Origin of the sequence: Streptomyces verrucosisporus, assembly GCF_017114865.1 — a bacterium.
Classification (GTDB): domain Bacteria; phylum Actinomycetota; class Actinomycetes; order Streptomycetales; family Streptomycetaceae; genus Streptomyces; species Streptomyces fenghuangensis.
This window is the reverse complement of sequence record NZ_JADEYH010000005.1, coordinates 162088-175896: the sequence shown is the minus strand read 5'-3', so window position 1 is coordinate 175896 and position 13809 is coordinate 162088. Positions and strand designations below refer to the sequence as shown.

Below are 13809 nucleotides of genomic sequence, written 5' to 3'. Positions count from 1 at the left end.
GCATGTCCGACACCACCGCCGCGGCCACCGCCGAACCGGCGCTCAGCCCGGCCGAGATGGCGCCCTACATCCAGCACACCAGAATCGACCCGGACGCCACCCGCGACGACATGGCCGCCCACGCCCGCGAAGCGGCCGCCCACGGCTTCAACGCCGCGATGGTGCCCGCCTCCTGGCTCCCCGTCGTGGCCGCGGAGCTGCGCGGCACCGGGATCGAGGTGGCCTCGGCCCTGGACTTCCCGACCGTCGGCGTCATGACCAGCGCGGGCAAGGCGGCCGAGGCCGCCGAGATCGCCCGCCTGGGCGCGACGCAGCTCGACATCGGCGTGCAGATCGGCTGGCTCAAGAGCGGTATGTACGACGACTTCCGGGAGGACATCGCCGGCGTCGTACGGGCCTCGGGCCTGCCGGTCAAGGTCATGCTGGAGCTGCCGCTGCTCACCGACGCGGAGAAGGAGGCCGCCGTCGAGCTGGCCATGGAGGCGGGCGCGGCCTACCTGAAGAACGCCAGCAGCGGGCAGATCGAGACCGCGAATCCGACGAGTGTTCGCTACCTTGTCGACCGGGCACGGGACGGCGTTCGGGTGAAGGCCTCCGGGTCCATCAAGAGCTACCGTCAGGGCCTGGAACTCCTGCGTGCCGGGGCCTCGCTGCTCGGCACCAGCGCCGGGGTGGCGATCGTCACCGGCGCCGCCGACGATTCGACCACCAGCTACTGACGGCCGGCCGCCGCCGTGCCCCGCCCGCCCCGCGCGGGGCGGGCGGGGCACGGCGACCGAGCACTTCGCAACCGGAGAGGAGACGCGTGACCGTGACGGCCGACGAGGGAGGTCTTCCGGACATCAGGCGCAACGTTCCCACCGCGATCCACGCCCAGATCTCGGAGCACATCCGGCTGCGCATCGCCGGCGGCGAGTGGCCGCCGCACTACCGCCTCAAGAGCGAACCCGAGCTGGCCCAGGAGTTCGGCGTCAGCCGCGGCACCGTACGCAGGGCCCTGGCGACCCTCATCGAGGAGGGGCTGCTGCGGCAGGTGCGCGGACGCGGCACGTTCGTCACCTCCACGGTGATCGAGCCGGCCATCGCCCAGAAGCTCAGCACCCTGTCGGAGGACTTCGCCAGCCAGGGCGTCGTCACCTCCACCGAGGTGCGCGAGAGTTCCCCGATCACCCCGCCCCGGCCGGTCGCCGCCCTGCTGGACGTGACTCCCGGCACGCAGGTGCTGCGCCTGGTGCGGGTGCGCAGCACCGAGGAGGGGCCGGTCGCCCTGCTGTTCAACTTCGTACGGACCGACCTCGCGCCCGGCATCGAGAAGGTGGACTTCACGGCCTCCAGCCTCTTCGGGGCGCTGGAGGGGGCCTACGGTCTGAAGATCGCCTCGGCCCGCCGCACCTTCAGCGCGGAGGCCGCCTCGGGGGAGGTCGCGCAGGCCCTGGCGCTGGCCGAGGGCGCCCCCGTGCAGTACCTCCAGCAGGTCACCTACCTCGCCGACGACCGGCCGGTGGAGTACTCGGACGTGTGGATCCACAGCGGCCGTCTGCGCGTCACCTCGCTGCTGCAGCGCAGATGAGGACGGAGGCGGGCCCGCTCCGCCCCGTGTGCCGAAGGCCCGTCCCCGCGGGGACGGGCCTTCGGCACACGTGCTCCCCGGTACGGCCGGGCCCGGCACGGGGCACGGGGCACGGGGCACGGGGCACAGCGTTCCGCGTGCGCTCCCGCGGGGGCTTGTGGAAAGTGGAACGTGTTCTTAGCATCACCGGTGTTACATCATTGGTGTCATACGGCCGCGGCGCGGCGGCCCGGACGGTTGGAGGCCGGATGGCAGCGGCAGGCACAGGCCCCGGCCCGCTGGCCGGAGTGCGGGTGGTGGAACTGGCGGGCATCGGCCCCGGCCCGTTCGCCGGAATGCTCCTGGCCGACCTCGGCGCCGACGTCGTCCGCGTCGACCGGCCCGGCGGGCAGCCCCTGGGCATCGACCCCGCTCGCGACGTCACCGGCCGCAACAAGCGCTCGGTGGTGATCGACCTCAAGGCCGACGGCGGCCCCGAAGCCGTACTCGGCCTGGCCGAACGCGCCGACGTGCTGATCGAGGGCTGGCGCCCCGGCGTCGCCGAGCGCCTGGGCGTCGGCCCCGGGCCGTGTCTGGCCCGCAACCCGAGACTGGTCTACGGGCGGATGACCGGCTGGGGCCAGGACGGCCCCCTGGCCGCGAGCGCCGGGCACGACATCGGCTACACCGCCGTCACCGGCGCACTGGGCATGATCGGCCCGGCCGGCGGCCCGCCCGCGATCCCCGCCAACCTGCTCGGCGACTACGCCGGCGGCTCCCTCTACCTCGTCGTCGGCGTCCTCGCCGCCCTCCACCACGCCCGAGCCGAGGGCGGGAGCGGCCAGGTCGTGGACGCCGCCGTCGTGGACGGCACCAGCCACCTCACGGCGATGATCCACGGCATGCTGGCCGCCGGAGCCTGGCAGGACCGCCGGGCCGCCAACCTGCTGGACGGCGGCTGCCCCTTCTACGGCGTCTACGAGACCGCCGACGGCGGCTGGATGGCGGTCGGCGCGCTGGAGCGGCCGTTCTACGAGGAGTTCGCCCGTCTGCTGGGCCTGGACGAGCAGACCGCCGCCGACCGCGACGACCCCGCCCGCTGGGAGAAGCTGCGCCGGGCCGTCGCCGCCCGCTTCCGCACCCGCACCCGCCAGGGGTGGACGGAGGTCTTCGAGGGCACCGACGCCTGCGTCGCCCCCGTGCTCTCCCTGCGCGAGGCCCCCGACCACCCCCACCTGGCAGCCCGCGGCACCTACACCGAGTACGCGGGAGCCGTCCAGCCCGCCCCCGCCCCCCGCTTCTCCGCCACCCCCGGCGCGCTGCGCCGCCCGCCCGCCGTCCCCGGCGCGGACGCCGCCGAGGTGGCCCGCGACTGGGACCTGCCCGTCTCCATGCCCGAGGAGGGCGCACGATGAAGCGGAAGATCTTCACCGAGGACCACGAGGCCTTCCGGCACACGGTCCGGGCCTTCCTGGAACGGGAGGTGCTGCCGCACTACGAGCGCTGGGAGCGCGAGGGCGCCGTCGACCGCGAGGTGTGGCGCGCCGCCGGACGCCAGGGCCTGCTGGGGGTGGCCGTCCCCGAGGAGTACGGCGGCGGCGGGCAGGACGACTTCCGCTACGGCGCCGTACTGGCCGAGGAGTTCACCAGGGCCGGCACGCCCGGCCTGGCGATCGGCCTGCACAACGACATCATCGGCCCGTATCTGACCTCCCTGGCCACCGAGGAGCAGAAGAAGCGCTGGCTGCCCGGCTTCTGCTCCGGCGAGACGATCACCGCCATCGCCATGACCGAGCCGGGCGCGGGCTCCGACCTCCAGGGCATCCGCACATCGGCCGAGGACCGCGGCGACCACTGGGTCCTCAACGGCTCCAAGACCTTCATCTCCAACGGCATCCTGGCCGACCTGGTGATCGTCGTCGCCAGGACGACCCCCGAGGGCGGCGCCAAGGGACTGAGCCTGCTGGTCGTCGAGCGCGGCATGCCCGGCTTCGAACGCGGCCGCAACCTCGACAAGATCGGCCAGAAGTCCCAGGACACCGCCGAGCTGTTCTTCGACGACGTGCGCGTGCCCAAGGAGAACCTGCTGGGCGAACTCAACGGCGCCTTCGTCCACCTGATGACACAGCTCGCCCAGGAGCGGCTGGCCATCGCGGTGGCCGGCATCGCCGGCGCCGAGCACCTCCTGGAGATCACCCGTGAGTACGTCATGGGGCGCGAGGCGTTCGGCCGTCCGCTCGCCCGGCTCCAGCACGTACGCTTCGAGATGGCGGAGATGGCCACCGAGTGCGCCGTCACCCGCGCCTTCGTCGACCGCTGCGTCGAGGACCACGTCGGCGGCGGGCTGGACGCCGTCCACGCCTCGATGGCCAAGTGGTGGGCGACCGAACTGCAAAAACGCACCGCCGACCGGTGCCTCCAGCTCCACGGCGGCTACGGCTACATGAGCGAGTACCCCGTGGCCAGGGCGTTCACCGACGGACGCATCCAGACCATCTACGGCGGCACGACCGAGATCATGAAGGAGATCATCGGCCGTTCCCTGCTCTCCTGATCTCCCGACCCACCCCTTTCCGGAAGGCATCTTCGACCGTGACGACCGTGACGACCCACGCGAGCAACGACGCGTACATCTACGACGCCATCCGCACCCCGCGCGGGCGCGGCAAGGCCGGCGGCGCCCTGTACGGAACCAAGCCGATCGACCTGGTCGTCGGCCTGATCCACGAGCTGCGCCGCCGCTTCCCCGGCCTGGACCCGGCCGCCGTCGACGACATCGTGCTCGGCGTCGTCACCCCGCTGGGGGACCAGGGCGCCGACATCGCCCGCACCGCCGCCATCGCCGCGGGACTGCCCGACACCGTCGCCGGCGTCCAGGAGAACCGCTTCTGCGCCTCGGGCCTGGAGGCCGTCAACATGGCCGCCGCCAAGATCCGCTCCGGCTGGGAGGACCTGGTACTGGCCGGCGGCGTGGAGTCGATGTCGCGGGTGCCGATGGGCTCCGACGGCGGCGCCTGGGCCATGGACCCGATGACCAGCTTCGAGACCGCCTTCGTCCCCCAGGGCATCGGCGCCGACCTCATCGCCACCATCGAGGGCTTCTCCCGCCGCGACGTGGACGAGTACGCCGCGATGTCGCAGGAGCGCGCGGCCACCGCCTGGAAGGAGGGCCGCTTCGACCGCTCGGTCGTCCCCGTCACCGACCGCAACGGCCTGGTCGTCCTCGACCGCGACGAGCACATGCGCCCGGGCACCACGGCCGACTCCCTCGCCGCCCTCAAGCCGTCCTTCGCCACCATCGGCGAGGCGGGCGGCTTCGACGCGGTGGCGCTGCAGAAGTACCACTGGGTGGAGGAGATCGACCACGTCCACCACGCGGGCAACTCCTCCGGCATCGTGGACGGCTCCGCGCTGGTGGCCGTCGGCAGCCGCGAGACCGGCGAGCGTTACGGCCTCACCCCCCGCGCCCGGATCGTCTCGGCCGCCGTCTCCGGCTCCGAGCCGACCATCATGCTCACCGGCCCGGCGCCGGCCTCCCGCAAGGCTCTGGCCAAGGCGGGGCTGACCGTCGACGACCTGGACCTGGTGGAGATCAACGAGGCGTTCGCGGCCGTCGTGCTGCGCTTCGTGCGCGACATGGGCCTGCCCATGGAGAAGGTCAACGTCAACGGCGGCGCCATCGCCATGGGCCACCCGCTGGGCGCCACCGGCGCGATGATCCTGGGCACCCTCGTCGACGAGCTGGAACGCCGCGATCTGCGCTACGGCCTGGCCACCCTCTGCGTCGGCGGCGGCATGGGCATCGCCACCGTCGTCGAACGGCTCTGACCGGCCCCGCGCCCGGCCCCGCCCGCCCCGAACCTCCCGACGCAGCCAGACCTCAACGGAGACCGAAACCCACCATGGCAGCCCCCGCAGCCCCTTCCACCATCCGCTGGGAACAGGACGACACCGGTGTCGTCACCCTCACCCTGGACGACCCCACCCAGTCCGCCAACACCATGAACGCCGCGTTCGCCGCCTCGCTCGCCGAGGTCGCCGACCGCCTGGAGGCCGAGCGCGAGGGCGTCCGCGGCGTCATCGTCACCTCCGCCAAGAAGACCTTCTTCGCCGGCGGCGACCTCAACGACCTGCTGGCGGTGCGGCCCGAGCAGGCCCGCGAGCTCTACGAGCGCGGCATGGCCATGAAGCGCGACCTGCGCCGCGTGGAGACCCTCGGCATCCCCGTCGTCGCCGCCGTCAACGGCGCGGCCCTCGGCGGGGGCCTGGAGATCGCGCTGGCCTGCCACCACCGCGTCGCACTCGACGCCAAGGGCTCGAAGATCGGCCTGCCCGAGGCCACCCTGGGCCTGCTGCCCGGCGGCGGGGGAGTGGTGCGCACCGTGCGGCTGCTGGGCATCACCGACGCCCTGCTGAACGTCCTCCTCCAGGGCCGGCAGTACCGCCCCCGCCAGGCCATGGACAAGGGCCTGGTCCACGAGGTCGCCGACACCCCCGAGGAGATGCTGGCCAGGGCGCGGGCGTTCATCGACGCCAACCCCGCCTCCGTCCAGCCCTGGGACATCAAGGGGTACAGGATCCCCGGCGGCACCCCCGCCAACCCGAAGTTCGCCGCCAACCTCCCGGCCTTCCCCGCCAACCTCGCCAAGCAGCTCGGCGGCGCCCCCTACCCGGCCCAGCGCAACATCCTGGCCGCGGCCGTCGAGGGCGCCCAGGTCGACTTCGAGACCGCCCAGGCGATCGAGTCGCGCTACTTCACCGAGCTGGCGACCGGGCAGACCGCCAAGAACATGATCCAGGCGTTCTTCTTCGACCTCCAGGCCGTCAACTCCGGCCGCAGCCGCCCCCGGGGCACCGAGCCCCGCAAGGTGCGCAGGGTCGCCGTGCTCGGCGCCGGCATGATGGGCGCGGGCATCGCCTACGCCTGCGCGAAGGCCGGCATCGAGGTCGTCCTCAAGGACGTGAGCGCCGAGGCCGCCGAGAAGGGCAAGGCGTACTCCGCCGGTCTGCTGGACAAGGCGCTGGCCAAGGGCCGCACCACCCCCGCCGAGCGCGACGCGCTGCTGGCCCGTATCACCCCCACCGCCGAGGCCGCCGACCTCGCCGGATGCGACGCGGTGATCGAGGCCGTCTTCGAGGACACCGCCCTCAAGCACAAGGTGTACGCCGAGATCCAGGACGTCGTCGCCCCCGACGCGCTGCTGTGCTCCAACACCTCCACCATCCCGATCACCTCGCTGGCCGAGGGCGTCGAACGGCAGCGGGACTTCATCGGACTGCACTTCTTCTCGCCCGTCGACAAGATGCCGCTGGTGGAGATCATCCGCGGTGAGCGCACCGGCGACGAGGCCACCGCCCGCGCCTTCGACCTGGTGCGGCAGATCAACAAGACCCCGGTCGTGGTGGGCGACTCGCGCGGCTTCTTCACCTCCCGCGTGATCGGCCGGTTCATCAACGAGGGCGTGGCGCTGGTCGCCGAGGGCGTGGACCCGGCCTCCGTGGAGCAGGCCGCCGCCCAGGCCGGCTACCCCGCCAAGGTGCTCTCCCTGATGGACGAGCTGACACTGACCCTGCCCAGGAAGATCCGGAACGAGGCGCGGCGCGCGGTGGAGGCCGCGGGCGGCACCTGGGAGCCGCACCCGGCCGACGCGGTCATCGACCGCATGGTCGACGAGTTCGGCCGCACCGGCCGCAGCGGCGGCGCCGGCTTCTACGAGTACGGCGCCGACGGCCGCCGCGCGGGCCTGTGGCCGGGACTGCGCGAGCACTTCACCCGCGAGGGCGCGGCCGTGCCCTTCGAGGACATGAAGGAGCGGATGCTCTTCTCCGAGGCGCTCGACAGCGTGCGCTGCCTTCAGGAAGGCGTGCTGACCTCGGTCGCCGACGCCAACATCGGCTCCATCCTGGGCATCGGCTTCCCCGGCTGGACCGGTGGCGTCCTGCAGTACATCAACGGCTACGAGGGCGGCCTGCCCGGCTTCGTAACGCGCGCCCGCGAGCTCCAGGCGCTCTACGGCGACCGGTTCGAGCCGCCCGCGCTGCTGGTGGAGAAGGCGGAGAAGGGCGAGACCTTCACCGACACCCCCGACACTCCCGACACACCCGCCGCGTAGGCCCCGGCCGGGCGGGGGACGCCTCCGCGGCCCCCGCCCGGTGCGCTCCGGGCGGGGGCCGTACCGTCCCGCGCCGCGCGGGTCACCCCTCGTCGGGGAAGGACGCCTTCAGCTCCTCGCGCATGGAGCGCTGGAAGGCGGTCACCAGCGCCTGCACGATCATGGGCTGCATATGGGCCGACAGCGTCCGCATCGTCTCCACCTGCTCGGGGTCGGACTCCCGCCGCCGGTAGGGCTCCCAGACCTCCTCCTTGAACATCCTGCTCAGCTCGCGGGCCGCCTCGCGGCTGTGCTCCAGGACCACCTCGCGCGCCGCCAGCAGCGTCTTCAGCGAGACGGGCACCTCCAGCAGCCGCACTCCCAGGTGCAGGATCACCGGGTCGATCCGGAAGACGTCCGGGTCACCGGTCCGGGCCAGGACGTTCATCGCCGCCAGCCGGTCGAGGTCGTCCTCCGTCAGCCGCCGCCCGGCCCGCCGCTCCAGTTTCTCCCGGGTGGCCTCGGCCTCGGCGTCCGGAGCCCAGGAGGCCACCAGGGCCCGGTGCAGGGCCAGGTCCTCCGGGCTGAGGTCGGGGGGCAGCTGCCGCAGGTAGCGCTCGATGGCCGCCAGGGTCATCCCCTGGTGCTGCAACTCCTCGATCAGCGCGAGCCGCGACAGATGGCCGGGCCCGTACCGCCCCACCCGGCGCGGCCCGATCTCCGGTGGCGGCAGCAGCCCCCGGGTGGAGTAGAAGCGGATGGTTCGGACGGTGACGCCGGCGCGCGCGGCCAGCTCGTCGACGGTCAGGGAGGCAGCCGGATCCATGTCGGACAGTATTGCTGTCTCACCACAGTTGCGAAACCTCCCTCGCTCCCCCTCAGTACCCTCCCGGCGCCGGACGGCGCCGGGAGGGTACGTTCTCCGGGGGCGGACGACTACAGCGGACCGGTCTCGGACAGCTCCCCGTCCAGCAGCAGCCAGCGGGTGATGCCGATCTCCCGCAGGAACGCCACATCGTGGCTGGCCACGACCAGCGCGCCCTCGTAGCCCTCCAGAGCGGTGGTGAGCTGCCGCACGCCGGCCATGTCGAGGTTGTTCGTCGGCTCGTCCAGCATCAGCAGCTGCGGCGCGGGCTCGGCCAGCATCAGCGCCGCCAGCGCCGCCCGGAACCGCTCGCCGCCCGACAGCGTCCCGGCCGGGCGGTCCGCCCGCGCGCCCCGGAACAGGAAACGCGCCAGCCGCGCCCGGACGCGGTTCCCGGTCGCCCCCGGCGCGAAGCGCGCCACGTTCGCCGCGACCGACAGCTCGTCGTCCAGTACGTCCAGACGCTGTGGCAGGTACCGCACAGGGACGTGCGTCACCGCCTCGCCCGCCGCCGGCTCCAGCTCTCCGGCGACCGTGCGCAGCAGCGTGGTCTTGCCCGCGCCGTTGCGCCCTACCAGAGCCACACGCTCCGGACCGCGCAACTCCAGCTCCGCACGGGCCCCGCAGCGCAGTTCCACGGCGCGCAGCGTCAGGACGGTACGGCCGCGCGGCACGGCGGTGGACGGGAGGTCGACGCGGATCTCGGCGTCGTCCCGCACCGCCTCGGCGGCCTCGTCCAGCCGCTCCCGCGCCTCCTCCAGCCGCCCCTCGTGCAGGATGCGGTGCTTGCCCGCCGAGACCTGCGCCGCGCGCTTGCGCGCTCCCGCCACGATCTTCGGCAGCCCCGCGGTGGCGGCGGCCTTGCGGCCCTGGCGCATCCGTCCGGCGAGCTTGTCGTGCGCCTCGACCAGATCGCGCTTCTGCCGCCTGACGTCCGCCCTCGCCGCGCGGACCGCCCGCTCGGCCGCCTCCTGCTCGGTGGCCAGAGCCTCCTGGTAGACGTCGAAGTTCCCGCCGTACCACCGGACCCCGCCGTCGCGCAGATCGGCGATCCGGTCCATGTGCCGCAGCAGCTCGCGGTCATGGCTGACCACCAGCATCACCCCGTTCCAGGAGCGGACGGCCTCGTACAGCCGCCCGCGCGCGGAGATGTCGAGGTTGTTCGTCGGCTCGTCCAGCAGCAGGATCCGCGGCCGGGCCAGCAGCAGCGCGGCCAGCCGCAGCAGGACCGCCTCGCCGCCGGAGAGCTCGCCGATGGTGCGGTCCAGGCCGACGTGCCCCAGACCGAGCTGCTCCAGGGCCGCGCGGGCGCGCTCCTCCACGTCCCAGTCGTCGCCGACGGCCGTGAAGTTCTCCTCGCTCGCGTCCCCGGCCTCGATGGCGTGCAGCGCGGCACGGACCTCCGCGATGCCCAGGGCCCGGTCCACGCGCAGCGCGGTGTCCAGATGGACGGTCTGGGGAAGGTGGCCCACCTCGCCGGTGGTGCGCACCGAGCCCCCGGCCGGGGCCAGCTCGCCCGCGATCAGCTTCAGCAGGGTGGACTTGCCGGCGCCGTTGAGACCGACCAGCCCGGTGCGGCCGGGGCCCGCGGAGAACTGGAGGTCCTCCAGCACGGGGGTGCCGTCCGGCCAGGCGAAGCGCACCCCGGTACAGACGACGGACGGATGGGACGGTGCGGGGGAGTGGGAATGGGAATGGGCCATGAGGGCCTCCTGCTGCTCTCGGTACGGAAAGGGAGCGACACGCGGGAGGCACCGGGAGGGAACGCCCTGCGACGAGGGGGGAGCGCGCGGGAGGCGGGGACCGGAACCCCTGGACGGGGACGGTCCGGCCGGCCGTTACGGCCCGGTCGTTCCGGAGGGCGGCTCACAGCCCGAGGTCGTCGCACATGCGGACACCGCGTGGACGTACAAGCGTCCGGCGGTCCGGTGCCTCATGACCTCAGGCGAGCAACGGCCTTCTCCGATCGACGACGACAGGGCCGGGAAAGACGTTAGGGCGGGCGCGGTGGGGCCGCAAACGGTTTTCCGCCGCTGTGCCGACGCTGTGCCACCGCTGTGCCGCCGGGCGCGCGAACGGGCGGGCGACCGGACGCGCCGCGGTGTTTACCGCCGCCCGCGGGTGTGCTGTGCTGCGGCGTATGGACCGTACCAATGGGCTCACCGACGAGCCGCCCGCCGCGTACCCCACCGTCCCGCACCGGCCGCCGCACGTTCCCGCCGAGGAGGCCGAGAGCCGCGCCCGCGCCTTCCACGACCTGATGGCCCGCCGCCGGACCGTGCGCGACTTCTCCGCCCGCCCCCTGCCCGACGGCGTCCTGGAATGGGCCGTCCGCACCGCCGCCACCGCGCCCAGCGGGGCGAACGTCCAGCCCTGGCGCTTCGTCGTCCTCACCGACCCCGAGCGCAGGGCGAGGCTGCGCGAGGCCGCCGAGGCCGAGGAGCGGGAGTTCTACGGCCGCCGCGCCTCCGACGAGTGGCTCCAGGCCCTCGCGCCGCTGGGCACCGACTGGAGCAAACCGTTCCTGGAGAACGCGCCCGCGGTGATCGTGGTCTTCGAGGTCCACAAGGGGCCCTGTACCCCGCGCCCCTACTACACCAAGGAGTCGGTCGGCATCGCCGTCGGCCTGCTCCTGGCCTGCCTCCAGCAGGCGGGCCTGGCCACCCTCACCCACACCCCCAGCCCGATGCGCTTCCTCAACGAGGTCTGCGACCGCCCGCCCGAGGAGCGCGCCGCGTACGTCATCCCGGTCGGCTACCCGGCCGACGGCGCACGGGTCCCCGACATCCGCCGCAAGGACCTGGAACAGGTCATGGTGCGGCTTTGACGCCTCCGGCCCGCGGCGCGTTCACGCCCGTCACCCGGGAGCGGGCGGTCGGCGCTCTCGCCGGCCGCCTCGCCGCCGCCGAGGCCGCCGACGGCTCGCCCTGGCTGCGGGCCGCCGTGGACGGCGCCCCGGCCGCCCGGCCGCGGGAGTGGGCGGACGGCCTGGCCGAGGCGCTGCGGCTGCGCGGCCGCCCGGTGCACCGGGTGAGCGCGGCCGGCTTCCTGCGACCCGCCTCCCTGCGCCTGGAGTACGGCCACCGGGACCCGGACGCGTACTACGACCTGTGGCTGGACGACGGCGCCCTGTGGCGCGAGGTGTTCGGCCCGCTGAGTCCCGGCGGCACCGGCCGGGTGCTGCCCGACCTGTGGGACCCGGCCACCGACCGGGCCACCCGCAGCCCGTACGCCGAACTGCCGCCCGGCGGCGTGCTGGTGATGGACGGCCCGCTGCTGCTCGGCCGGGGCTTCCCCTTCGACCTGACGGTCCACCTGCTGCTCACCCCGGCAGCCCTGGCCCGCCGCACCCCGACCGAGGAGCACTGGACGCTGCCGGCCTTCGCCCGTTACGAGGAGGAGGTGCGGCCGGGGCAGGCCGCCGACGTGGTCGTCCGCGCCGACGACCCCCGCCGCCCGGCCTGGACCGGCTGACCCGGCCTCGATCCGGCTGCGCTCGGGCCAGTCCGGTGCGACGGCGGCGGTCAGCAGCAGCTCGCGCCCGGAGCGCCGCTCCGCGGCGTCGAGCCTGCGGCGGAACTCCGCCATCAGCAGTGTGAGGTTGCGGGTGTCGGCGGGGCGGTGGCGGTGCCCGCCGGAGCCGGGGTGGGCCGGGTACTCCCGGTCGACGTCGATGCCGTCGAAGACCCCGGCCGCCGCGCCCGGTCCGCCCACGGGCCCGCCCTCGCCCGGGGCCTCGGGCAGATCTCCTCCGATGAACAGGTCCACGCACGAGGAGACGAGCCTCGCGCGGGACTCCGCCGTCAGCGCGGCGTCGGAGAAGTGCGCCGACTTCGGCGAGATGACGGTCCGCAGGTGCGGATGGCGCTTGTTGAGCTCGCGCAGCTGGTTGAAGTCGCCCCTGAGACGCTGCCCGGGACGGTCGGCCGCGCCGTCGACCGACTCGGACGCGGGCACCGGGCGCCGGTAGTCCCTCCAGGCGTCCTTGCGGGGATTGCCGTCGGACTCCACGCACACGCCCTTGTCCGACACCTGCCTGAAGGCGTAGTCGACGACGGTGAGCCCGGCCGCGGCCCGGTCGATGTCCCTGACGTGGAAGCCCTCCCCGGGCCCCCAGGAGGGGAAGCAGCCGACGCGTTCCCGGCGGGCCGCTCGGAAGCGGTGACCGGGGCCCCGGCCGGGACCGCGGTCACCGCGGCGGTGAGCAGCACCGCCAGCGCGCCCGCGGTGAACGAGTCGGTCAGGTGCGGGCGGGCGGGAGGAGCCGGAAGGGCGGGAGAGGTCGGAACGGGCCGGTCCGGACCCGGCCGCCCCGCCCTCCGGGCCGTACGTCAGCCCTTGTGCCAGCGGGCCATCGCGAACAGGAACAGCCCGTACAGCGCCAGTCCCGTGGCGACCGCCGCCAGCAGCCACGGGCCGGCCGGTGCGGCGGCGAGGGCGCGCAGGGAGTCGTCCAGGCCCTTCGCGCTGTCCGGGTCGTACCGCACGGCCGCCAGGACGGCGAAGCCGCCCGCCACCGCGAAGACCAGCCCGCGCGCGAGGCCACCCGCCACCCCCAGCACGTCCACGCTGCGGCGCAGCCGCGCCGGCACCGGGCCCAGTTCCTCGCGGAACTCGCGCCGCAGCGCCCGCACCGCGCTCCACACGCCGACCGCGACGACCGCCAGACCGAGCGCGCCCACCAGCCAGCGACCGGCGGGCAGACCGAGCGCCCGGGAGGTGAGGTCCTGGGACTGCCGGTCGCTCGACCCTCCGTTCGCGCTCCCCGCGGCGAAGGTGATCGCGGAGGCCGACAGCACGGTGAGCACCGCGCACCGCGCGGCCGAGCGCAGCCGCTCCTTCGGTGTGTGCCCGTCCGGGCGCGCAGCCCCCAGCAGGGCCTCCGACAGCCGCCACAGGGCCAGCCCGGCCAGCCCGATGCCGACCGCCCACACCAGCACCCGGCCGAACGGCTGCTGGGCCAGTTCCCGCAGCGCGCCGCCGCTGTCGGCCTGGCCCTCCCGGTCGCCGAAGGCGATCCGCAGGGCCAGCAGACCGATCAGCAGGTAGACCACGCCGTACGCGACCAGCCCCCAGCGGGCGGCCGTCGCCATGGCGGCGCCGTGCGCCGCCCGTCCGGCGCCCCCGCGTATCGACGCCTGCGCCTGTGCGGATGTTCTCGTCGATGTCCTCATACCGCCCCGTCTGCCCCCGGCGGGCGCCCTGACGCACACGGGCGGGGCCGAGGCCCGCACCGCTCACGGCGGCCGGGCGCGGGCCCGGGCCGCACCCGGAGAGGAGGAATGCGCAATGCGGGCGAGGCG

General features: G+C 74.1%; 11 protein-coding genes and 1 pseudogene. 8 read left to right on the top strand and 4 right to left on the bottom strand.

Annotated features, from left to right (window positions below):
• The first annotated feature begins 2 nt into the window (after positions 1–2).
• From deoC to IQ279_RS09205, 6 genes are all read left to right on the top strand, one after another.
• Positions 3–719, top strand: coding sequence for a deoxyribose-phosphate aldolase (deoC, locus tag IQ279_RS09230; RefSeq protein ID WP_206347865.1), 717 nt, complete (start codon positions 3–5; stop codon positions 717–719).
• A 92-nt stretch (positions 720–811) separates the two neighbouring features.
• Positions 812–1570 carry a GntR family transcriptional regulator gene (locus IQ279_RS09225; protein ID WP_206347932.1) on the top strand — a complete coding sequence of 253 codons (759 nt, stop codon included), beginning with the start codon at positions 812–814 and terminating at the stop codon, positions 1568–1570.
• 248 nt (positions 1571–1818) lie between these two features.
• Entirely contained in the window at positions 1819–2964 is a 1146-nt protein-coding gene (locus IQ279_RS09220; protein WP_206347864.1) for a CaiB/BaiF CoA transferase family protein, read from the top strand.
• Positions 2961–4103, top strand: coding sequence for an acyl-CoA dehydrogenase family protein (locus IQ279_RS09215; protein WP_206347863.1), 1143 nt, complete (start codon positions 2961–2963; stop codon positions 4101–4103). Before IQ279_RS09220 ends, IQ279_RS09215 begins: the two co-directional genes overlap by 4 nt.
• A gap of 47 nt (positions 4104–4150) precedes the next feature.
• The gene (locus tag IQ279_RS09210) at positions 4151–5377 is read left to right on the top strand and encodes an acetyl-CoA C-acetyltransferase (protein ID WP_206347862.1); all 1227 of its coding nucleotides are present in this window, start codon (positions 4151–4153) and stop codon (positions 5375–5377) included.
• Between the two features lie 74 nt (positions 5378–5451).
• A complete protein-coding gene (locus tag IQ279_RS09205) occupies positions 5452–7662 on the top strand; it encodes a 3-hydroxyacyl-CoA dehydrogenase NAD-binding domain-containing protein (RefSeq protein WP_206347861.1) in 2211 nt (736 codons plus the stop codon).
• A gap of 82 nt (positions 7663–7744) precedes the next feature.
• Here IQ279_RS09205 and IQ279_RS09200 read toward each other — a convergent pair whose 3' ends face one another.
• Entirely contained in the window at positions 7745–8467 is a 723-nt protein-coding gene (locus IQ279_RS09200) for a MerR family transcriptional regulator (RefSeq protein ID WP_206347860.1), read from the bottom strand.
• Positions 8468–8577: 110 nt separating this feature from the next.
• Positions 8578–10209, bottom strand: coding sequence for an ABC-F family ATP-binding cassette domain-containing protein (locus tag IQ279_RS09195; protein ID WP_206347859.1), 1632 nt, complete (start codon positions 10207–10209; stop codon positions 8578–8580).
• Positions 10210–10646: 437 nt separating this feature from the next.
• Between IQ279_RS09195 and IQ279_RS09190 the strand changes: the two genes are divergently transcribed.
• Both IQ279_RS09190 and IQ279_RS09185 read left to right on the top strand, forming a co-directional pair.
• Entirely contained in the window at positions 10647–11333 is a 687-nt protein-coding gene (locus IQ279_RS09190) for a nitroreductase family protein (RefSeq protein ID WP_206347858.1), read from the top strand.
• A complete protein-coding gene (locus IQ279_RS09185; RefSeq protein WP_206347857.1) occupies positions 11330–11980 on the top strand; it encodes a nucleoside/nucleotide kinase family protein in 651 nt (216 codons plus the stop codon). The genes IQ279_RS09190 and IQ279_RS09185 overlap by 4 nt, the downstream gene beginning before the upstream one ends.
• Before the next feature lie 36 nt (positions 11981–12016).
• Here IQ279_RS09185 and IQ279_RS28780 read toward each other — a convergent pair.
• Both IQ279_RS28780 and IQ279_RS09175 read right to left on the bottom strand, forming a co-directional pair.
• A pseudogene (locus IQ279_RS28780) lies at positions 12017–12919 on the bottom strand (glycoside hydrolase family 18 protein); the annotation flags it as partial.
• Entirely contained in the window at positions 12838–13680 is an 843-nt protein-coding gene (locus tag IQ279_RS09175) for a DUF1206 domain-containing protein (protein ID WP_206347856.1), read from the bottom strand. The pseudogene IQ279_RS28780 and the gene IQ279_RS09175, both read right to left, overlap by 82 nt.
• Between the last annotated feature and the right edge of the window lie 129 nt (positions 13681–13809).

Coding starts and splice junctions, on each gene's coding strand:
- IQ279_RS09220 (WP_206347864.1), top strand. CDS start 1,819: ATGGCAGCGGCAGGCACAGGCCCCGGCCCGCTGGCCGGAGTGCGGGTG.
- IQ279_RS09215 (WP_206347863.1), top strand. CDS start 2,961: ATGAAGCGGAAGATCTTCACCGAGGACCACGAGGCCTTCCGGCACACG.
- deoC (WP_206347865.1), top strand. CDS start 3: ATGTCCGACACCACCGCCGCGGCCACCGCCGAACCGGCGCTCAGCCCG.
- IQ279_RS09195 (WP_206347859.1), bottom strand. CDS start 10,209: ATGGCCCATTCCCATTCCCACTCCCCCGCACCGTCCCATCCGTCCGTC.
- IQ279_RS09200 (WP_206347860.1), bottom strand. CDS start 8,467: ATGGATCCGGCTGCCTCCCTGACCGTCGACGAGCTGGCCGCGCGCGCC.
- IQ279_RS09205 (WP_206347861.1), top strand. CDS start 5,452: ATGGCAGCCCCCGCAGCCCCTTCCACCATCCGCTGGGAACAGGACGAC.
- IQ279_RS09175 (WP_206347856.1), bottom strand. CDS start 13,680: ATGAGGACATCGACGAGAACATCCGCACAGGCGCAGGCGTCGATACGC.
- IQ279_RS09190 (WP_206347858.1), top strand. CDS start 10,647: ATGGACCGTACCAATGGGCTCACCGACGAGCCGCCCGCCGCGTACCCC.